Consider the following 21155-nt stretch of genomic DNA (forward strand, 5'->3'; position numbering starts at 1 on the left):
GACGTAAACCATGGCTGAAGCAGTCGTCGACAACCCCCCTGCCAAAAGCGGCCCGCCCGCGGCCAAGCCGCCGCTGTTCGGCATGGCGTTTCTGGAAAACATCGCGCAGATGCCCATGCTGCGTCAGATCGGCCTTCTGGTCGGCCTGGCCGCCAGCGTGGCGATCGGCTTTGCCGTGGTGCTGTGGTCGCAACAACCCGATTACCGTCCGCTGTACGGCAGCCTGGCGGGCATGGACACCAAGCAGGTCATGGATACCCTGGCCGCCGCCGACATCCCCTACAACGTCGAGCCCAATTCCGGTGCTCTGCTGGTCAAGGCCGACGACCTCTCCCGTGCGCGCCTGAAACTGGCGGCCGCCGGCGTGGCACCGAGCGATGGCAACGTCGGTTTCGAGCTGCTCGACAAGGAGCAGGGCCTGGGCACCAGCCAGTTCATGGAAGCCACCCGTTACCGTCGCAGCCTGGAAGGCGAGCTGGCGCGTACCGTGTCCAGCCTGAACAACGTCAAGGGCGCGCGCGTGCACCTGGCCATCCCGAAAAGCTCGGTGTTCGTGCGTGACGAACGCAAGCCCAGCGCCTCGGTACTGGTCGAACTGTACCCGGGCCGTGCCCTGGAAGCCGGGCAGGTGATGGCCATCGTCAACCTGGTCGCCACCAGCGTGCCGGAACTGGACAAGTCCCAGGTCACCGTGGTCGACCAGAAGGGCAACCTGCTGTCCGAGCAGATCCAGGACACCGCCCTGACCCAGGCAGGCAAACAGTTCGACTACAGCCGCCGGGTGGAAAGCATGCTCACCCAGCGGGTGCACAACATCCTGCAGCCGGTGCTGGGCAATGACCGCTACAAGGCCGAAGTGTCCGCCGACCTGGACTTCAGTGCGGTCGAGTCCACCTCCGAGCAGTTCAACCCAGACCAGCCGGCGCTGCGCAGCGAGCAGTCGGTCGATGAACAACGTGCCAGCAGCCAGGGCCCGCAAGGTGTACCCGGTGCGCTGAGCAACCAGCCGCCAGGCCCGGCCTCGGCACCGCAGACCACCGGTGGTGCCGCTACCCCGGCCGCGGCCATCCAGCCTGGCCAGCCGCTGGTGGATGCCAACGGCCAGCAGATCATGGACCCGGCCACCGGTCAGCCGATGCTCGCGCCGTACCCGTCGGACAAGCGCCAGCAAAGCACCAAGAACTTCGAGCTGGACCGCTCCATCAGCCACACCCGCCAGCAGCAGGGGCGCATGACCCGCCTGTCGGTGGCGGTGGTGGTGGACGACCAGGTCAAGATCGACCCGGCCACCGGCGACGCCACCCGTACGCCATGGGGCACCGAGGACCTGGCACGCTTCACTCGCCTGGTGCAGGACGCGGTCGGCTTCGATGCCAGCCGTGGCGACAGCGTGACGGTGATCAACGTGCCGTTCGCCGCCGACCGCGGCGAAGAGATCACCGACATCGCCTTCTACCAGCAGCCGTGGTTCTGGGACATCGTCAAGCAAGTGCTGGGCGTGGTGTTCATCCTGGTGCTGGTATTCGGTGTGCTGCGCCCGGTGCTGAACAACATTACAGGGGGCGGCAAGCAGGCTGCCCCGGATAGCGACATGGAGCTGGGCGGCATGATGGGTCTGGATGGCGAACTGGCCAACGACCGCGTCAGTCTGGGTGGCCCGACAAGCATTCTGCTGCCTAGCCCGAACGAGGGTTACGAGGCACAGCTCAACGCAATCAAAGGCCTGGTGGCCGAAGACCCGGGCCGCGTTGCCCAGGTCGTGAAAGAGTGGATCAACGCCGATGAGTGATAACCGAGCCGTTACCGCCAAGCTGAGCCGCGTCGACAAGGCGGCGATCCTCCTGCTTTCGCTGGGCGAGACCGATGCTGCCCAGGTGCTGCGGCACATGGGGCCCAAGGAAGTGCAGCGGGTGGGTGTGGCCATGGCGCAGATGGGCAATGTGCACCGTGAACAGGTCGAGCAGGTGATGAGCGAGTTCGTCGAAATCGTCGGCGACCAGACCAGCCTGGGCGTGGGCTCCGATGCCTATATCCGCAAGATGCTCAACCAGGCCCTGGGCGAGGACAAGGCCAACGGCCTGGTCGACCGCATCCTGCTCGGTGGCAACACCAGCGGCCTGGACAGCCTGAAGTGGATGGAGCCGCGCGCCGTTGCCGACGTGATCCGCTACGAGCACCCGCAGATCCAGGCCATCGTGGTTGCCTACCTCGACCCCGACCAGGCCGGCGAAGTGCTGAGCAACTTCGACCACAAGGTGCGTCTGGACATCGTCCTGCGCGTGTCGTCGCTGAACACCGTGCAGCCGGCGGCGCTGAAGGAGCTGAACCAGATCCTCGAGAAGCAGTTCTCGGGCAACTCCAACGCGGCGCGTACCACCTTGGGCGGCATCAAGCGCGCCGCCGACATCATGAACTTCCTCGACAGCTCGGTGGAAGGTGCACTGATGGACGCGATCCGCGAGATCGACAGCGACCTGTCGGAGCAGATCGAAGACCTGATGTTCGTCTTCAACAACCTGGCCGACGTCGACGACCGTGGCATCCAGGCGCTGCTGCGCGAAGTCTCGTCCGACGTGCTGGTGGTGTCGCTCAAGGGCGCCGACGAGCGAGTCAAGGACAAGATCTTCAAGAACATGTCCAAGCGTGCCTCGGAGCTGTTGCGCGACGACCTGGAGGCCAAGGGGCCGGTGCGGGTCAGCGACGTGGAAACGGCGCAGAAGGAAATCCTCACCATCGCCCGCCGCATGGCCGAGGCCGGCGAGATCGTGCTCGGCGGCAAGGGTGCCGAGGAAATGATCTGATCCACCAGGGCAGGCAAATGAATTTTGCGGCCTGGTGCGGTACTTGTGGGAGCTGGCTTGCCGGCGATGAGGCCGGCCCAGGCACCGCTGCTGTATGGCAAGGGCTTCGCCCTTGATCGCCGGCAAGCCAGCTCCCACAGGGCCCCGCATTTGTCGAACAGGCTTGTTGAGTACCTGAAAACATGTCCACCAAAGAACATCACCCCAGCGACCTGATCCGCGCCCGCGACCTCGAGGGCGTGGACGTATGGGCGCTGCCCAGCTTCGACCCGGAACCGGAGCCTGAGCCCGAAGCGGAGCCGGAACCCGAGGTAATCGAGGAAGAAGTCGAGGAAGTGCCGCTGGAAGAAGTCCAGCCACTGACCCTGGAAGAACTCGAGGCCATCCGCCAGGAGGCCTACAACGAAGGCTTCGCCACCGGTGAGCGCGAGGGCTTCCATAGCACCCAGCTCAAGGTCCGCCAGGAAGCCGAAGAGGCACTGAAGACCAAGCTGGAGAGCCTCGACCGGCTGATGACCAACCTGATGGAGCCGATCGCCGAGCAGGACACGCAGATCGAGAAAACCCTGGTCCACCTGGTGGCTCACATGACCCGCCAGGTAATCGGTCGCGAACTGCGGGGCGATTCCAGCCAGATCACCCAGGTACTGCGCGAAGCGCTCAAGCTGCTGCCCATGGGCGCGGACAATATCCGCATTCATCTCAACCCGCAGGATTTCGAGCTGGCCAAGGCCCTGCGCGAGCGCCATGAGGAAAGCTGGCGGCTGCTCGAGGACAGCGCACTGCTGCCAGGCGGCTGCCGTATCGAGACCGCGCATAGCCGCATCGACGCGACCATGGAAACCCGCATCGAGAAAGCCGTGGCACAACTGTTCGACCAGTTGCACGATCATTCGCTGCACCCGGCAGCGCCAGACATGTCGGTAGACCTGGATAGCCTGCCAGAGCGCGCCGTGGGTAGCCCGGATGCAACTTGAGCGCACCAGTTTCGGCAAGCGCCTGGGCAGTTACGCCGAGGCCATCGAGCTGCCGGCCCAGCCCATCGTCGAAGGCCGCCTGCTGCGCATGGTCGGCCTCACCCTGGAAGCCGAAGGCCTGCGCGCTGCAGTCGGCAGCCGCTGCCTGGTAATCAACGACGACAGCTACCACCCGGTGCAGGTGGAGGCCGAAGTCATGGGCTTTGCCGGGTCCAAGGTATTCCTCATGCCGGTCGGCAGCATTGTCGGCATCGCCCCCGGCGCCCGGGTGGTGCCGCTGGATGACAGCGGCCGCCTGCCCATGGGCATGAGCATGCTCGGCCGGGTGCTGGACGGCGCCGGTCGCGCGCTGGATGGCAAGGGCGGGATGAAGGCCGAGGACTGGGTGCCGATGGACGGCCCGGTGATCAACCCGTTGAACCGCGACCCCATCAGCAAGCCGCTGGACGTGGGCATTCGCAGCATCAATGGCCTGCTCACCGTCGGTCGCGGCCAGCGCCTGGGCCTGTTCGCCGGTACCGGTGTGGGCAAGTCGGTGTTGCTGGGCATGATGACCCGCTTCACCGAAGCCGAGGTCATCGTCGTCGGCCTGATCGGCGAGCGGGGCCGCGAGGTCAAGGAATTCATCGAGCATATCCTTGGTGAGGAAGGCCTCAAGCGCTCGGTGGTGGTCGCTTCGCCCGCCGACGATGCGCCGCTGATGCGCCTGCGCGCCGCCATGTACTGCACGCGTATTGCCGAGTACTTCCGCGACAAGGGCAAGAACGTGCTGTTGCTGATGGACTCGCTGACCCGTTTTGCCCAGGCCCAGCGTGAAATCGCCTTGGCCATCGGCGAACCGCCGGCCACCCGGGGTTACCCGCCATCGGTGTTCGCCAAGCTGCCCAAGCTGGTGGAGCGGGCCGGTAACGGCGAGCCAGGTGGTGGTTCGATCACCGCGTTCTATACCGTGTTGTCCGAGGGCGACGACCAGCAGGACCCGATTGCCGACGCGGCGCGCGGTGTGCTCGATGGTCACTTCGTGCTGTCGCGGCGGCTGGCCGAGGAAGGCCATTACCCGGCCATCGACATCGAAGCCTCGATCAGCCGGGTCATGCCCCAGGTGGTCGATGCCGACCATTTGCGCCAGGCACAAAAGTTCAAGCAGTTGTGGTCGCGCCTGTCGCAGAGCCGCGACCTGATCAGCGTGGGTGCCTATGTGGCGGGTGGCGACCCGGAAACCGACCTGGCCATTGCCCTGCAATCGAAGTTGGTGGAGTTTCTGCGCCAGGGCCTGCGCGAGAGCGTGGGCATGGCGCAAAGCCGCGAACAGTTGGGAGCGATCTTTGCGCCCCCGGCGGGCGGTTGATAGGCCATGGCGCTGCCCGGACGTGCCGCGCGCCTGGCGCCGGTGGTGGACATGGCCGAAGAGGCCGAGCGCCAGGCGGCCCAGCGCCTTGGGCAGTTCCAGCAGCAGGTGGCTACGGCGCAGGCCAAGCTGGCCGAGCTCGAACGGTTTCGCGAAGACTACCAACTGCAGTGGATCAACCGTGGCGGGCAGGGTGTAAACGGTAGCTGGCTGGTCAATTACCAGCGCTTCCTCGGGCAACTGGAAACGGCCATGACCCAGCAGCGCCAGAGCCTGGTCTGGCACCAGAACAACCTCAACAATGCCCGCGGCACCTGGCAGCAGGCCTATGCCCGGGTGGAAGGCTTGCGCAAGCTGGTGCAGCGCTACCAGGAGGAAGCCCGGCGGGCCGAAGACAAGCGCGAGCAGCGCTTGCTCGACGAGCTGTCACAACGCCTGCCGCGGCAGAATCACCTTTAAGCTGCCCATTGGGCTTGCGCGGTACCCTGTAGGAGCGGCCTTGTGTCGCGAAAGGGGCGCGCAGCGGCCCCAGGATTTCAGCTTCGCAGCAAATATCGCCGGGGCCGCTCTGCGGCCCTTTCGCGACACAAGGCCGCTCCTACACTGGGTGCACCGCATGTGGGAATGGCATGCTTGCCACCCCCGTCATCGCCTGCTAAACCTTTAAGGAGTTGCATCCGCCATCATCGAAGGAATCGCTAGCATGGCAGTCGAGACTGATTTTTCGCAGGACGGGAAAAAGCTGACGATTAAGATCAAGGGGCGCTTCGATTTCGGCAAGCATCAGGAATTTCGTGACGCCTACGAACGCCAGCCCAGCCGGCCAGATTCGGTGGTCGTCGACCTGAAGGACACCACCTACCTCGACAGTTCCGCACTCGGCATGCTGCTGTTGCTGCGTGACCATGCGGGCGGCGATGAGTCGGATGTGCGTGTGGTGCATGCCAGCTCCGATGTGCGCAAGATCCTCGCCATCTCCAATTTCGAAAAACTCTTCGATATCAGTTGAGCGCCGACATGCCGGCCGAACAGGCGTTGACCGTGCTGGTCGCCGAAGACGGTGCCGCCGACCGCCTGCTGCTGGCGCAGATCGTGCGCCGTCAGGGCCATCAGGTATTCACCGCGGAAAACGGCGAGCAGGCGGTGGCGCTGTTCGTCGAGCGGCGCCCGCAACTGGTGCTGCTGGATGCGCTGATGCCGGTGATGGATGGCTTCGAGGCGGCGCGGCAGATCAAGGCGCTGGCCGGCGAAGCGCTGGTGCCGATCATTTTCCTGACGTCATTGAACGAGGAGGAAGGCCTGGTGCGCTGCCTGGAGGCCGGGGGCGACGACTTCATGGCCAAGCCCTACAGTGCGGTGATCCTCGGCGCCAAGATACGCGCCATGGACCGCCTGCGCCGGCTGCAGGCCACCGTGCTGGAGCAGCGCGACCAGATTGCCCGGCACCACCACCACCTGCTCAACGAGCAGCGGGTGGCCAAGGCGGTGTTCGACAAGGTGGCCCACTCCGGCTGCCTGGCCGCGCCCAACATCCGCTACCTGCAATCGCCCTATGCGCTGTTCAATGGCGACCTGATGCTGGCCGCGTTCACCCCGTCCGGCGACATGCGCGTGCTGCTTGGCGATTTCACCGGCCACGGCTTGCCGGCGGCGGTAGGCGCCATGCCGCTGGCCGAAGTGTTCTACGGCATGACTGCCAAGGGCTACGGCATGGCGCAGATCCTGCGCGAGATGAATGCCAAGCTCAAACGTATCCTGCCGGTGGACATGTTCTGTTGTGCGCTGCTGCTCAACCTCAGCATGCAGCGCGGTTCGGTGGAAGTGTGGAACGGCGGCATGCCTGATGGCTATCGCCTGGCAGTGGATGGCCAGGTGCTGTCGGTGCTGACGTCGCGACACCTGCCGCTGGGCATCCTGGACGCCGAGCGTTTCGATGACAGTACCGAGGTGTTGCCGCTGGCACCGGGCGAGCGCCTGCTGCTGCTGTCGGACGGCGTGCTGGACACCGCCGACGACCAGGAACGCCTGTTTGGTGTGCAGCGCCTGCGCAAGGTGCTGGCCGACAACCGGGACCCGGTGCGGTTGTTCGACGAAGTGATGCAGGCCCTGGAGCGCTTTGGCGGGCGCCCGCGCGATGACATCAGCCTGTGCGACATTCGTATGTTCAGCGCCGAGGAGCGGGTGCCGGCGCCGATGATCTACTCTGATAGCGGCCGCTCCAGCCCGCTGGACTGGTCGCTGGGGTTCGAGGTGCGTGGGCAGAGCCTGAAGCGCTTCAACCCGGTGCCGTACCTGGTGCAGTTGTTGCAGGAGATTCATGGCCTGCGCGCGCGTACCGGCAACCTGCACAGCGTGCTCAGCGAGCTGTATTCCAATGCCCTGGAGCATGGCGTGCTGGGCCTGGACTCGCAGCTCAAGCGCGATGTACAGGGCTTTGCCGACTATTATCAGGAACGCGCCCGGCGTCTTGGGGTTCTGACCGACGGTTACGTGCGCATCGATTTCAAGGTTGAACCGCAAGCCGACGGCGGGCGTCTGATGATCGAGGTCCGTGACAGTGGTGCCGGGTTCGATGTGCAACGGGTGCTGTCCCGGCCCTCGCTGGAGCAGGGGCTGAGCGGGCGAGGCTTGAACCTGGTGCGGCGGCTGGCCAGCAGCGCGCACTGGAGTGAGGGCGGGCGCTGCGCGCATGTGGAGTTCGTCTGGTGAGCCACGGGTTGGCTCGGGCATAATCTGGCTTGATCAAGGAGTGAACAAGTGACTGACATGCATATTGACCACAAGGTACTCAGCGACCTGCGTGAGGTCATGGAAGATGGCTACCTGCAGTTGGTGCAAACCTTTCTCGACGACTCCGAACGGCGCCTGGGCCAGCTGCACGCGGCCAAAAGTGCCGAAGAGCTCGGCTCCGCGGCCCACAGTTTCAAGGGCAGCAGCAGCAACATGGGCGCGGTTGCATTGGCCAGCCTGTGCCAGCAGCTGGAGGAGCGCGCGCGGCGGCCCCCGTTGTATGGCATCGAGGACCTGATCAACCGCATCGACCTGGAGTTCGTCGAGGTGCAGCGCTTCTACCGAGGTGAGCAGCAGCGCATTTCGGCGGGTTGAAACACGACTTGGCGCGAGTCTTGCCTGTCTCTGGCAGTATGATTTTTTTGTTTCTGGCGCGGAGACCGCTCGATGCCTGTCGCACCCAACCCATTGTTGCAAGGCAACGCCATTGCCAACACCTCGCGTACGGCCACCGCACAGGCCGACAAGCCGCTGCAGGCGCCGGGCGACAAGGGCGACGGCTTCGGCCAGGTGATGGCCCGGCAGGGCCGCGACAAGGCCGCCGGGCAGGACGACAAGGTCGTTCAGGCCAAGCCCAAGGACAAGCCCGAGGCGGCGCAGGGCGGCAAGAAAGCCGCTGCCGACAAACCCGCGGTTGCCGATGACGGCAAACAATTGCCAGCCGACGACCAGGCCCAGGCCGACACCGGCTTGCGCGATGCCAGCCTGGTGGCCGGCCAAGTCACCGACGCCCAGCCTGGCGCACAACTGATCCAGGCCCAGGCCGAGGCGGTGGCGCCGGTGTTGCAGGCCGCCGCGGCGCAGGCGCAGGTCACCGCCGAGCTGCCCGAGGAGTCGGCCGCCGAGGAAGCCTTCGACCCTGACTCCGACCCTTTGGCCAACCTGCCTACCCTGCGCCTGGCGCTGGAACAAAGCGCCCAGGCCAAGGGAGCGACCTCGGCGCATGCCCTGGACCCTTCGCAGGCTCAGGGCGAAGAGGGGCAGATGGCCGTCAATACCTTGGCGAATCTGGTCGAGAATGCCGAGGGTGAAACGGGCGAGCCTGGCGACAAGGCCTTTGCCGGCTTGCTCGAAGATGGCCTGAAAGACACCAAGAGCGCTGGCAGCGATACACGTGTAGATGATTTCGCCAACCGCCTGGCCAACCTGACCCAGGCCGCCACGGCCAAGACCGCCAATGCCGTGCCGGCCAATGCCAGCCCATTGCACCAACCGCTGCCGATGAACCAGAACGCCTGGGCCGAAGGCCTGGTCAACCGGGTCATGTACCTGTCCAGCCAGAACCTAAAGTCGGCGGATATCCAGCTGGAGCCGGCAGAACTGGGCCGCCTGGACATTCGCGTCAATGTTGCGACGGACCAGTCGACCCAGATCACCTTCATCAGCGGTCACGCCGGCGTGCGTGACGCCCTCGACAGCCAGGTGCACCGCCTGCGCGAGCTGTTTGCCCAGCAGGGGCTGGCACAGCCGGATGTCAACGTGGCCGACCAGTCGCGTGGGCAGCAACAACAGCAGCAGGGGCAGGCGCAGGGCAGCAACCTGTCCGGGGTGGCGGCGCGCCGGGCCGAGCAGGGCGGGGCAGAGGCAGTCGATAGCGCCCGGCCTGTGGAGCAGCAGGTGGTTGTTGGCGACAGTGCGGTCGATTACTACGCGTAGATCCCGATTGCCTGTACTGGCCTCTTCGCGGGTAAACCCGCTCCCACAAGTACAGTGCAGGCTTCGAAGCCTGTGGAGGTCCTGTGGGAGCGGGTTCACCCGCGAAGAAGCCAGCACAGTTGTCCGTGCTGAAATCTCCCTTCTGCGAAATCTGGCATAACACTTGCTCAAGCCAAGCCATCCTCCCTTGAACCCCCGATGGACGACGGATTATTGGCATGGCGAAGAGCGAAGCAGTCAAAGACCCCGCCACTAAAGGCAAACTCAAGCTGATCCTGCTGGCGGTAGTGGGCCTGTTGCTGGCGATCGGCCTTTCGGTGGGCGCTACCTGGTTCATCATGCACAAGAGCGAGCCGGCCCCGGCCGCCGATCCTGCAGCCAGCAACGTCAAGCCAGCGGCTATCTACGAAGCGCTGGCCCCGGCCTTCGTGGTCAACTTCAACCAGAACGGCCGCCAGCGCTACATGCAGGTGAGCATCACCCTGCAAGCGCGCAGCCAGGCTGACCTGGACGCCCTCAAGGTGCACATGCCGGTGATCCGCAACAACCTGGTGATGATGTTCTCCGGGCAAGGCTTCGACACCCTGGCCGGCAGCCCGGTGGGGCAGGAAATGCTGCGCCAGAAGGCCACCGCAGTGGTTCAGGAAGTGGCACAGAAGGAAGTCGGCAAGCCGGTCGTCGACCAGTTGCTGTTCACCAATTTCGTATTGCAGTAGGAGTCCGCAATGGCCGTACAGGACCTGCTGTCCCAGGATGAAATCGATGCCCTGTTGCATGGTGTCGACGACGGGCTGGTGCAGACCGAGAGTGCATCCGAGCCTGGCAGCATCAAAAGCTACGACCTGACCAGTCAGGACCGTATCGTGCGGGGTCGCATGCCGACCCTGGAAATGATCAACGAGCGTTTCGCCCGTTACACCCGTATCAGCATGTTCAACCTGCTGCGCCGCTCCGCCGACGTGGCAGTGGGCGGCGTGCAGGTGATGAAGTTCGGCGAATACGTGCACTCGCTGTATGTGCCGACCAGCCTCAACCTTGTCAAGATCAAGCCGCTGCGCGGTACCTCGCTGTTCATCCTCGACGCCAAGCTGGTGTTCAAGCTGGTGGACAACTTCTTCGGCGGCGACGGCCGCCACGCCAAGATCGAAGGCCGCGAGTTCACCCCCACCGAGTTGCGCGTGGTGCGCATGGTGCTGGACCAGTGCTTCGTCGACCTCAAGGAAGCCTGGCAGGCAATCATGCCGGTCACCTTCGAGTACATGAACTCCGAGGTCAACCCGGCCATGGCCAACATTGTCGGCCCCAGCGAGGCGGTGGTGGTGTCCACCTTCCACATCGAGCTGGACGGCGGTGGCGGCGACCTGCACGTGACCATGCCGTACTCGATGATCGAGCCGGTGCGGGAAATGCTCGACGCCGGTTTCCAGTCCGACCTGGACGACCAGGACGAGCGCTGGGTCAAGGCCCTGCGCGAGGACGTGCTGGACGTGGCTGTGCCGCTGACCGCCACCGTAGCCCGGCGCCAGCTGAAGCTGCGCGACATCCTGCACATGCAGCCTGGTGACGTGATCCCGGTGGAGCTGCCCGAGCACCTGGTACTGCGCGCCAACGGCGTGCCGTCGTTCAAGGCGCGCCTGGGTTCGCACAAGGGCAACCTGGCGCTGCAGATAATCGACCCGATCGAACGCCGCTGACGCGTGCCGGTCGCTCATAACGAATTGAATGCCTGTCGAGGAAACCATGGCTAACGAAAACGAGATCACCTCCGCAGAGGACCAGGCACTGGCCGATGAATGGGCTGCGGCACTGGAAGAAACCGGTGCAGCCGGCCAGGCCGATATCGATGCACTGCTGGGTGGTGACACCGGTAGCAGCACCGGCGGCGCGGGCCGCCTGCCGATGGAGGAGTTCGCCAGCTCGCCGAAGCCGAACGAAAACGTCAGCCTCGAAGGCCCTAACCTGGACGTGATCCTGGATATCCCGGTGAACATTTCCATGGAAGTGGGCAGCACCGAGATCAACATCCGCAACCTGCTGCAGCTCAACCAGGGCTCGGTGATCGAGCTCGACCGCCTGGCCGGCGAGCCGCTCGACGTGCTGGTCAACGGCACGCTGATTGCCCATGGCGAGGTGGTGGTGGTCAACGAGAAGTTCGGCATCCGCCTGACCGACGTGATCAGCCCCAGCGAACGTATCAAGAAGCTGCGCTGAGTGAAGGGCACGATGCGCGCCATCGCGGCGGCCGCCGCGCTGCTCGCCAGCCAGGCTTGCCTGGCCGCGGCCACACCGGCGGCAACCCCGGCAACCGCGCCTGGCAGCCTCGGTGGGCAGTTGGCGCAGATGGTCTTCGGCCTGCTGCTGGTGGTCGGCCTGATCTTCTTCCTGGCCTGGTTGCTGCGGCGCATGCAAAGCACGGCGGTGAAGGGTGGGCAGGTGATCGAGATCGTCGGCAGCCGGGCCATCGGCCCGCGTGACCGCCTGCTGCTGGTGCAAGTGGGCAAGGAGCAGATCCTGATCGGCCATACCCCTGGCAGCATCGAGGCCCTGCATGTGCTGGCCGAACCCGTGGAAGTGCCGGAGAACGCCCGCCAGGCGACGCCGGAGTTTGCCCAGCGGCTGATGGAGCTGATGGGCAAGGACCCTAAGGACAAGAAGTGATGAGTGGCGCGCTGCGTGTGTTGTTGACTCTGGCGCTGCTGCTGGCTGCGCCGCTGGCCCTGGGGGCCGACCCGCTGTCGATCCCGGCCATTACCCTGTCCAATACCGCGGACGGGCAGCAGGAGTATTCGGTCAGCCTGCAGATCCTGCTGATCATGACGGCGCTCAGCTTCATCCCGGCGTTCGTCATCCTGATGACCAGCTTCACCCGCATCATCATCGTGTTCTCGATCCTGCGTCAGGCCCTGGGCTTGCAGCAGACGCCGTCGAACCAGCTGCTGACGGGCATGGCACTGTTCCTGACCATGTTCATCATGGCGCCGGTGTTCGACCGGGTGAACCAGGATGCACTGCAGCCGTACCTGAAGGAGCAGATGACTGCCCAGCAGGCCATCGACAAGGCCCAGGGGCCGCTCAAGGACTTCATGCTGGCGCAAACCCGGCAAAGCGACCTCGACCTGTTCATGCGTCTGTCCAAGCGTACCGACATCGCCGGCCCGGACCAGGTGCCGCTGACGATCCTGGTGCCGGCGTTCGTTACCTCCGAGCTGAAGACTGCGTTCCAGATCGGTTTCATGATCTTCATCCCGTTCCTGATCATCGACATGGTGGTAGCCAGCGTGCTGATGGCCATGGGTATGATGATGCTGTCGCCGCTGATCATCTCGCTGCCGTTCAAGATCATGCTGTTCGTGCTGGTCGATGGCTGGGCGCTGATCATGGGCACCTTGGCCAGCAGTTTCGGCGGCGTCTGACGCCGTCAAGGAGAGCCGCCGATGACACCTGAAGTCGCTGTCGACCTGTTCCGTGATGCCTTGTGGCTGACCACCCTGATGGTCGCCATACTGGTGGTGCCCAGCCTGCTGGTGGGCCTGGTGGTGGCCATGTTCCAGGCCGCCACGCAGATCAACGAACAGACCCTGAGCTTCCTGCCACGCCTGCTGGTGATGCTGGTCACGCTGATCGTCGCCGGGCCGTGGCTGGTGCAGAAGTTCATGGAGTACATCACCAGTCTGTACACCAACATCCCGCAGCTGATCGGTTGACGCGCCGATGCTGGAGCTGACCGACACGCAGATCGGCACCTGGGTCGCCACCTTCATCCTGCCGTTGTTCAGGGTGACGGCAGTATTGATGACCATGCCGATCTTTGGCACCCGCATGCTGCCGGCGCGGGTGCGTCTGTACGTGGCGGTGGCTATCACCGTGGTGATCGTCCCGGCCCTGCCGCCCCTGCCCGAGTTCGACCCGTTGAGCCTGCGAGGCCTGCTGTTGTGTGCCGAGCAGGTCATCGTCGGGGCGTTGTTCGGGTTGTCGCTGCAGTTGTTGTTCCAGGCTTTCGTCATCGCTGGCCAGATCGTCGCGGTGCAGATGGGCATGGCCTTCGCATCGATGGTCGACCCGGCCAACGGCGTCAACGTTGCGGTGATCAGCCAGTTCATGACTATGCTGGTGAGCGTGCTGTTCTTGCTGATGAACGGCCATCTGGTAGCGTTCGAGGTGCTGACCGAAAGCTTCACCACCTTGCCGGTGGGCAATGCGCTGGTGGTCAATCAGTTCTGGGAGATGGCGGGGCGGCTGGGCTGGGTGTTCGGTGCCGGCCTGCTGCTGATCCTGCCGGCTATCGCCGCGCTGCTGGTGGTGAACATCGCCTTTGGCGTAATGACGCGTGCCGCGCCGCAGCTGAACATTTTCTCCATCGGTTTTCCGCTGACCCTGGTCATGGGCATGTTCATTTTCTGGGTCGGCCTGGCCGACATACTTTCCCATTACCAGGCATTGGCCAGCGAAGCGCTGCAATGGCTGCGTGATCTGGCAAGGGCGCGCTGAGCATGGCGGAAAGCGAAAGCGGTCAGGACAAGACAGAAGAACCCACCGACAAGCGCAAGCGCGATGCCCGCGAGAAAGGCGAGATCGCGCGTTCCAAGGAGCTGAACACGGTGGCGGTGACCTTGGCCGGCGCCGGTGGCCTGCTGGCGTTCGGCGGCCACCTGGCCGAGACACTGCTGGCGATCATGCGCATGAACTTCAGCCTGACCCGCGACTTCATCGTCGATGAGCGGGCCATGGGTGCCTTCCTGCTGGCCTCGGGCAAGATGGCCATCTGGGCGGTGCAGCCGATCTTGGTCCTGTTGTTCGTGATTTCGTTTGTCGCGCCGATTGTCCTGGGCGGTTTCCTGTTTTCCGGCAGCCTGTTGCAGCCGAAATTCAGCCGCATGAATCCCTTGTCGGGGATCAAGCGCATGTTCTCGATGAACGCCCTGACCGAGCTATTGAAAGCACTCGCCAAGTTTTTCGTGATTCTGGTCGTGGCGGTAGTGGTGTTGGTCAATGACCGCCAGGCGCTGCTCGCCATCGCCAATGAGCCGTTGGAGCAGGCGATCATCCATAGCCTGCAGGTGGTGGGCTGGAGTGCGTTGTGGATGTCGGCCGGGCTGCTGTTGATTGCGGCGGCGGACGTGCCGTTCCAGCTGTGGCAGGCGCACAACAAGCTGAAGATGACCAAGCAGGAAATCAAGGACGAGTACAAGGACAGCGAAGGCAAGCCCGAGGTCAAGCAGCGTATTCGCCAGCTGCAGCGTGAGGCTTCGCAGCGGCGCATGATGGCGGCTGTGCCCGAAGCCGACGTGATCATCACCAACCCGACGCATTATGCGGTGGCCTTGCAATACGACCCGGAGAAAGGCGGGGCGGCGCCGTTGCTGCTGGCCAAGGGGACGGATTTCATTGCCCTGAAGATTCGCGAGATCGGCGTGGGGCACAAGGTCCAGATCCTCGAGTCGCCGGCGTTGGCGCGGGCGATCTACTACTCCACCGAACTTGAGCAGGAAATCCCTGCCGGGCTTTACCTGGCGGTGGCGCAGGTGCTGGCCTATGTGTTCCAGATCCGCCAGTACCGGGCAGGCAAGGGCAAGCGGCCAGAGCCGCTGAAGGACGACCTGCCGATTCCGCCGGACCTGCGCCGCGACAGTTGACTTTGTGTAAGGGCTTCTGGCCCTTTCGCGGGCACGCCCGCTCCCACAGGGACCTCATGCTCCTCGAGGGCGACGCCGCACCTGTGGGAGCGGGCGTGCCCGCGAAGAGGCCGGAACAGGCAACATAAATCCCCCGTCGAGCAAAGTTGGAAGGCTTCTTGCCAAGCTAGCGCCAGGCGCCTGCGCCGCGACAGTTGACCTTGTGTCAGGGCGTCTGGCCCTTTCGCGGGCACGCCCGCACCCACAGGGACCTCATGCTCCTCGAGGGCGACGCCGCACCTGTGGGAGCGGGTTCACCCGCGAAGAGGCCGGAACAGGCAACATAAATCCCCCGTCGAGCAAAGTTGGAAAGCTTCTTGCCAAGCCAGCGCCAGGCGCCTGCGCCGCGACAGTTGACTTTGTGTAAGGGCTTCTGGCCCTTTCGCGGGCACGCCCGCTCCCACAGGGACCTCATGCTCCTCGAGGGCGACGCCGCACCTGTGGGAGCGGGTTCACCCGCGAAGAGGCCGGAACAGGCAACATAAATCCCCCGTCGAGCAAAGTTGGAAAGCTTCTTGCCAAGCCAGCGCCAGGCGCCTGCGCTGCGACAGTTGACCTTGTGTCAGGGCTTCTGGCCCTTTCGCGGGCACGCCCGCTCCCACAGGGACCTCATGCTCCTCGAGGGCGACGCCGCACCTGTGGGAGCGGGTTCACCCGCGAAGAGGCCGGAACAGGCAACATAAATCCCCCGTCGAGCAAAGTTGGAAAGCTTCTTGCAGAGCCAGCGCCAGGCGCCCCCTGTGCGTCAAAGTTTTGCATCAAGAGGACTCGCGGTGGATCGCACTCAGTTAATCAGCAACGCCCGTAACAACCTGGCCGGGCTCGGCCGGGGCAACCTGGGTGTGCCGCTGTTGCTGCTGGTGATGTTGGCAATGATGATGTTGCCGATACCGCCGTTCCTGCTCGACGTGTTCTTCACTTTCAACATCGCCCTGTCGATCGTGGTCCTGCTGGTCTGCGTCTACGCCCTGCGCCCGCTCGACTTTGCCGCGTTCCCCACCATCTTGCTGGTGGCCACGTTGTTGCGCCTGGCCCTGAACGTGGCTTCCACCCGGGTGGTGATGCTGCATGGCCAGGAGGGCCACGGCGCCGCCGGCAAGGTGATCCAGGCCTTCGGCGAGGTGGTGATCGGCGGTAACTACGTGGTCGGTGCCGTGGTGTTCGCCATCCTCATGATCATCAACTTCGTGGTGGTGACCAAGGGCGCCGGGCGTATCTCGGAAGTGAGCGCGCGTTTCACCCTCGACGCCATGCCCGGCAAGCAGATGGCCATCGACGCCGACCTCAACGCCGGCCTGATCGACCAGGCCCAGGCCAAGCACCGTCGTGCCGAAGTGGCGCAGGAAGCCGAGTTCTATGGTTCGATGGACGGTGCCAGCAAGTTCGTCCGCGGTGACGCCATCGCCGGCCTGCTGATCCTGTTCATCAACCTGATCGGCGGCATGCTAATCGGCATGCTGCAGCATGGCATGAGCTTTGGCGATGCCGGCAAGGTGTACGCCTTGCTGACCATCGGTGACGGTTTGGTGGCGCAATTGCCATCACTGTTGCTGTCCACCGCTGCCGCGATCATGGTGACCCGTGCCTCGGGCTCCGAGGACATGGGCAAGCTGATCAACCGGCAGATGTTCGATTCGCCCAAGGCCCTGGCGGTGTCCGGCGCGCTGATGATCGTCATGGGCCTGGTGCCGGGCATGCCGCACGTGGCCTTCCTCAGCCTCGGCCTGCTGGCCGGTGGTGGCGCCTACCTGGTGTGGAAGAAGCAGCAGAAGGCCAAGGCGCAGGCGCTGCAGGAGGCGCAGCGCCAGCAGGACCTGCTGCCCTCGCCACAGCGTGCGCTGGAAACCAAGGAGCTGGGCTGGGACGACGTCACGCCGATCGACATGATTGGCCTGGAGGTCGGCTACCGGCTGATCCCGCTGGTCGATCGCAACCAGGGTGGCCAGTTGCTGGCGCGGATCAAGGGCGTGCGCAAGAAGCTGTCGCAAGACCTGGGCTTCCTCATGCCCACCGTGCACATCCGCGACAACCTCGACCTGCAGCCCAGCGCGTATCGCCTGACCCTGATGGGGGTGATCCTGGCCGAGGCCGAGATCTACCCGGACCGCGAACTGGCAATCAACCCGGGGCAGGTGTTCGGCACCCTCAACGGCATCGCCGCGCGCGACCCGGCGTTTGGCCTTGAAGCCGTGTGGATCGATGTCGGCCAGCGCTCCCAGGCGCAGTCGCTGGGCTACACCGTGGTCGACGCCAGCACCGTGGTGGCCACCCACCTGAACCAGATCCTGCAGAAGCACTGCCACGAGCTGATCGGCCATGAAGAGGTCCAGCAACTGCTGCAGGTGTTGGCCAAGGCATCGCCTAAACTTGCAGAAGAGCTGGTGCCGGGTGTCATTTCCTTGTCGGGCCTGCTCAAGGTGCTGCAAGCGCTGTTGTCGGAACAGGTGCCAGTGCGCGATATTCGCAGTATCGCCGAGGCGATCGCGAACAACGCCGGCAAGAGTCAAGATACCGCCGCGCTGGTGGCGGCAGTGCGCGTCGGATTGTGTCGCGCCATCGTGCAAAGCATTGTCGGCGTTGAGTCGGAGCTGCCAGTGATTACCCTGGAGCCAAGGTTGGAACAGATTTTGCTCAATAGTCTGCAAAGGGCCGGGCAAGGTCAGGAAGACGGTGTTCTTCTGGAGCCGAGCATGGCCGAGAAGCTGCAGCGTTCGCTGATCGAGGCGGCCCAGCGCCAGGAAATGCAGGGCCAGCCGGCCATCCTCCTGGTTGCCGGCCCGATCCGCGCCATGCTGTCGCGTTTCGGCCGCCTGGCTGTACCGAATTTGCATGTTCTGGCGTATCAGGAAATACCGGACAACAAGCAAGTCACCATCGTTGCCACCGTGGGCCCTAACGGCTGAGGTAGGGGATAATGCAAGTTAAGCGATTTTTCGCCGCCGATATGCGTCAGGCCATGAAGCTGGTCCGTGATGAGCTGGGCGCCGATGCCGCCATCATCGGCAACCGTCGCATCGCCGGCGGTGTCGAGCTGACGGCCGCGCTGGACTACAAGCTGTCCGCCCTGGCCCCGCGTGTGCCCAACGCCGAACTGGAAGAAGAGCTGCGCAAGACCCATACGCGCATCGCCACTGCCCAGGCCGAGCTGGGCCACCGCCAGGACAGCAGCGACAACAACCGCCAATTGTTCGCCGGGCAGTCGCTGACCGCCGCCGAGCCGTTGATCGAACCGCACGTCGATGTTCCCGAGGCTGCTGCAGCGCCTGCGTCGGCGCCGGTCGACCCGCGCCTGTTCGATGCCATGCGCTCCGAGCTGTCGGGCCTGCGCGAGCTGCTGGAAGTGCAGCTCGGCTCGTTGGCCTGGAACCAGCTGCAGGGCAGCAAGCCGCAGCAGGCCACCGTCTGGCGCCGGTTGCAGCGCATCGGCCTGTCCGGGCCGATCGCCCGTGAGCTGCTGGACCTGACTGCCGAGATCGACGAGCCACGCCAGGCCTGGCGCATGTTGCTGGCGCACCTGGCGCGGATGATCGAAATCCCCGAGGTCGAGCCGATCGAAGAGGGCGGGGTGATCGCCATGGTCGGCCCGGCCGGCATGGGCAAGACCACCACCCTGGCCAAGCTGGCCGCCCGCTACGTGCTCAAGTACGGCGCGCAGAACCTGGCGCTGGTGAGCATGGACAGCTTCCGCATCGGCGCCCAGGAGCAGCTCAAGACCCTGGGCCGCATCCTCAACGTGCCGGTTACCTACGTCGACCCGGGCCAGTCGCTTGCCGCGGCGCTGGAGCCGCTGCTGCGCAAGCGCGTGGTGCTGATCGATACCGCCGGCCTGCAGGCCAGCGACCCTGCCCTGCGCATGCAACTGGACACCCTGGCCGGGCGTGGCATTGCCGCGAAGAACTACCTGGTGCTGGCCACCACCAGCCAGAAGCAGGTGCTGACCGCCGCCTACCACAGCTACAAGCGCTGCGGCCTGGCCGGTTGCATCCTGACCAAACTCGATGAAACGGCGAGCCTTGGCGACGTGCTGAGCCTTGCCATCAGTCATGATTTGCCAGTGGCCTACCTGACCGACGGGCCGCGCATTCCTGACGACCTGCACCTGCCACGTGGGCACCAGTTGGTCTCCCGCGCGGTCAATGTGCAGCAGCAGGACGAGCCCAGCGAAGAGGCCATGGCCGACATGTTCGCTGATCTCTATCACAACCCACGGCGAGCGGGTTGATGATGAAATGTGTGCAAGGTAGCTATGCCAAGGGGTACGCAGAATTGCCCTACGTGTGGCCTGAGTCCCAGCGAGACAAGGTAAAGAACAGACATGGGTAGCATGCATCCCGTACAGGTGATCGCCGTGACCGGTGGCAAAGGTGGCGTCGGCAAGACTAACGTTTCAGTGAACCTGTCCCTGGCGCTGGCCGAGCTTGGCCGCAGGGTCATGCTGCTCGACGCCGACCTGGGCCTGGCCAATGTCGATGTGCTGCTGGGCCTTACCCCCAAGCGGACCCTGGCCGATGTCATCGAAGGGCGCTGCGAGCTGCGCGACGTGATGTTGCAGGGCCCCGGTGGTGTGCGCATCGTGCCGGCTGCCTCGGGCACGCAGAGCATGGTGCACCTGGCCCCGGCCCAGCATGCCGGGCTGATCCAGGCGTTCAGCGAAATCGGCGACAACCTCGACGTGCTGGTGATCGACACTGCGGCCGGTATCGGTGATTCGGTGGTCAGCTTCGTACGCGCCGCCCAGGAAGTGCTGCTGGTGGTATGCGACGAACCCACCTCGATCACCGATGCCTACGCCCTGATCAAGTTGCTCAACCGCGACTACGGCATGAACCGTTTCCGGGTGCTGGCCAACATGGCGCAGAGCCCGCAGGAAGGCCGCAACCTGTTCGCCAAGCTGACCAAGGTCACCGACCGCTTCCTCGACGTTGCCCTGCAGTACGTGGGCGCCGTGCCGTATGACGAGTGCGTGCGCAAGGCGGTGCAGAAGCAGCGTGCCGTGTACGAAGCCTTCCCACGCTCCAAATGCGCGCTGGCCTTCAAGGCGATTGCCCAGAAGGTCGATAGCTGGCCGCTGCCGGCCAACCCGCGCGGCCATCTGGAGTTCTTTGTCGAGCGTCTGGTGCAGCCCACCAGCGCGGGACCTGTGCTATGAACGCCAGCGGCTTCAAGATGTACAGCCGGGCGTCGAAAGACGCGCAGTACGAGCTGATCGAGCGCTACGCCCCGCTGGTCAAGCGCATCGCCTACCACCTGCTGGCGCGGCTGCCGGCCAACGTGCAGGTCGAGGACCTGATTCAGGCCGGCATGATCGGCCTGCTGGAAGTGGCCAACAAGTACGACGCCAGCAAGGGCGCCAGCTTCGAAACCTACGCCGGCATCCGCATTCGCGGGGCCATGCTGGACGAAGTGCGCAAGGGCGACTGGGCACCGCGTTCGGTGCACCGCAACACCCGCATGGTCAGCGACGCGATGCGTGCGGTTGAAGCCAGAACCGGCCGTGACGCTAAAGATCATGAAGTTGCTGCCGAACTCCAATTGAGTCTCGATGATTACTACGGGATCTTGAACGATACCCTGGGCAGCCGCCTGTTCAGCTTCGACGACCTGTTGCAGGACGGCGAGCACGAAGGGCTGCATGAGGATGGCGCCAGTGGCCAGGTAGAACCTGCGCGTGGCCTGGAGGACGAGCGCTTCCAGGCCGCCCTGACCGAGGCCATCGCCAACCTGCCGGAGCGTGAGCGCCTGGTGCTGGCGCTGTACTACGACGAAGAGCTGAACCTCAAGGAAATCGGTGAGGTGCTGGGGGTCAGCGAGTCGCGGGTCAGCCAGTTGCACAGCCAGTGTGCCGCGCGCCTGCGCAGCCGCCTGGGGGAATGGCGGGCGCGTTGAGCCCGCTGTCGTTGCAGTCGTTTTC

The 21155-nt window shown here is 64.5% G+C and carries 21 protein-coding genes; all 21 read left to right on the forward strand.

The annotated features are described in order from the left end of the window. The first annotated feature begins 10 nt into the window (after nt 1-10). The 21 genes from fliF (at nt 11) to fliA (ending at nt 21130) form a co-directional block, all read left to right on the forward strand. Entirely contained in the window at nt 11-1789 is a 1779-nt protein-coding gene (gene fliF / locus CAG22_RS07020) for a flagellar basal-body MS-ring/collar protein FliF (RefSeq protein ID WP_085705043.1), read from the forward strand. Further along, nucleotides 1782-2801, forward strand: a complete 1020-nt coding sequence (fliG, locus tag CAG22_RS07025; RefSeq protein WP_003257289.1) for a flagellar motor switch protein FliG — start codon at nt 1782-1784, stop codon at nt 2799-2801. Before fliF ends, fliG begins: the two co-directional genes overlap by 8 nt. Nucleotides 2802-2983: 182 nt before the next feature. Continuing rightward, a complete protein-coding gene (fliH, locus tag CAG22_RS07030; RefSeq protein ID WP_085705045.1) occupies nt 2984-3778 on the forward strand; it encodes a flagellar assembly protein FliH in 795 nt (264 codons plus the stop codon). Continuing rightward, nucleotides 3768-5126, forward strand: coding sequence for a flagellar protein export ATPase FliI (gene fliI / locus CAG22_RS07035; RefSeq protein WP_085705047.1), 1359 nt, complete (start codon nt 3768-3770; stop codon nt 5124-5126). Before fliH ends, fliI begins: the two co-directional genes overlap by 11 nt. 6 nt (nt 5127-5132) lie before the next feature. Then, on the forward strand, nt 5133-5585 hold the full coding sequence (gene fliJ, locus CAG22_RS07040; protein ID WP_046614584.1) for a flagellar export protein FliJ: 453 nt from the start codon (nt 5133-5135) through the stop codon (nt 5583-5585). Between the two features lie 244 nt (nt 5586-5829). Continuing rightward, nucleotides 5830-6135, forward strand: a complete 306-nt coding sequence (locus tag CAG22_RS07045; RefSeq protein ID WP_013973600.1) for an STAS domain-containing protein — start codon at nt 5830-5832, stop codon at nt 6133-6135. 8 nt (nt 6136-6143) lie between these two features. Continuing rightward, nucleotides 6144-7835: a fused response regulator/phosphatase gene (locus CAG22_RS07050; protein WP_085705049.1), complete on the forward strand. Its 1692-nt coding sequence runs from the start codon at nt 6144-6146 to the stop codon at nt 7833-7835. Nucleotides 7836-7883: 48 nt separating this feature from the next. Then, nucleotides 7884-8231, forward strand: coding sequence for an Hpt domain-containing protein (locus CAG22_RS07055; protein WP_025340080.1), 348 nt, complete (start codon nt 7884-7886; stop codon nt 8229-8231). 72 nt (nt 8232-8303) lie between these two features. Then, nucleotides 8304-9572, forward strand: a complete 1269-nt coding sequence (locus tag CAG22_RS07060) for a flagellar hook-length control protein FliK (protein ID WP_085705051.1) — start codon at nt 8304-8306, stop codon at nt 9570-9572. A gap of 218 nt (nt 9573-9790) precedes the next feature. Then, nucleotides 9791-10288, forward strand: coding sequence for a flagellar basal body-associated protein FliL (fliL, locus tag CAG22_RS07065; protein WP_025340078.1), 498 nt, complete (start codon nt 9791-9793; stop codon nt 10286-10288). 9 nt (nt 10289-10297) lie between these two features. Next, the gene (gene fliM, locus CAG22_RS07070) at nt 10298-11266 is read left to right on the forward strand and encodes a flagellar motor switch protein FliM (RefSeq protein ID WP_013973595.1); all 969 of its coding nucleotides are present in this window, start codon (nt 10298-10300) and stop codon (nt 11264-11266) included. Between the two features lie 46 nt (nt 11267-11312). After that, a complete protein-coding gene (fliN, locus tag CAG22_RS07075; protein WP_003257291.1) occupies nt 11313-11783 on the forward strand; it encodes a flagellar motor switch protein FliN in 471 nt (156 codons plus the stop codon). A 12-nt stretch (nt 11784-11795) separates the two neighbouring features. Further along, nucleotides 11796-12230 (forward strand): flagellar biosynthetic protein FliO, encoded by a 435-nt coding sequence (gene fliO / locus CAG22_RS07080; protein WP_043936227.1) that lies wholly within the window; start codon nt 11796-11798, stop codon nt 12228-12230. Beyond that, on the forward strand, nt 12230-12985 hold the full coding sequence (gene fliP / locus CAG22_RS07085; protein WP_003257293.1) for a flagellar type III secretion system pore protein FliP: 756 nt from the start codon (nt 12230-12232) through the stop codon (nt 12983-12985). Before fliO ends, fliP begins: the two co-directional genes overlap by 1 nt. Nucleotides 12986-13006: 21 nt before the next feature. Beyond that, on the forward strand, nt 13007-13276 hold the full coding sequence (fliQ, locus tag CAG22_RS07090; protein ID WP_075045922.1) for a flagellar biosynthesis protein FliQ: 270 nt from the start codon (nt 13007-13009) through the stop codon (nt 13274-13276). 7 nt (nt 13277-13283) lie between these two features. Further along, entirely contained in the window at nt 13284-14060 is a 777-nt protein-coding gene (gene fliR, locus CAG22_RS07095; protein ID WP_085589009.1) for a flagellar biosynthetic protein FliR, read from the forward strand. 2 nt (nt 14061-14062) lie between these two features. After that, complete coding sequence (flhB, locus tag CAG22_RS07100) at nt 14063-15205, forward strand: flagellar biosynthesis protein FlhB (protein WP_085705054.1); 1143 nt, start codon at nt 14063-14065, stop codon at nt 15203-15205. 812 nt (nt 15206-16017) lie between these two features. Beyond that, nucleotides 16018-18147 (forward strand): flagellar biosynthesis protein FlhA, encoded by a 2130-nt coding sequence (gene flhA / locus CAG22_RS07105; protein ID WP_013973588.1) that lies wholly within the window; start codon nt 16018-16020, stop codon nt 18145-18147. 11 nt (nt 18148-18158) lie between these two features. Then, nucleotides 18159-19466, forward strand: a complete 1308-nt coding sequence (gene flhF, locus CAG22_RS07110; RefSeq protein WP_085589005.1) for a flagellar biosynthesis protein FlhF — start codon at nt 18159-18161, stop codon at nt 19464-19466. 93 nt (nt 19467-19559) lie between these two features. Beyond that, nucleotides 19560-20393: a flagellar synthesis regulator FleN gene (gene fleN, locus CAG22_RS07115; protein ID WP_003254408.1), complete on the forward strand. Its 834-nt coding sequence runs from the start codon at nt 19560-19562 to the stop codon at nt 20391-20393. Then, on the forward strand, nt 20390-21130 hold the full coding sequence (gene fliA / locus CAG22_RS07120) for an RNA polymerase sigma factor FliA (protein ID WP_046614576.1): 741 nt from the start codon (nt 20390-20392) through the stop codon (nt 21128-21130). The genes fleN and fliA overlap by 4 nt, the downstream gene beginning before the upstream one ends. Nucleotides 21131-21155 lie beyond the last annotated feature (25 nt).

It is taken from the genome of Pseudomonas sp. B8(2017), from assembly GCF_002113575.1.
Classification (GTDB): Bacteria; Pseudomonadota; Gammaproteobacteria; order Pseudomonadales; family Pseudomonadaceae; genus Aquipseudomonas; species Aquipseudomonas putida_Z.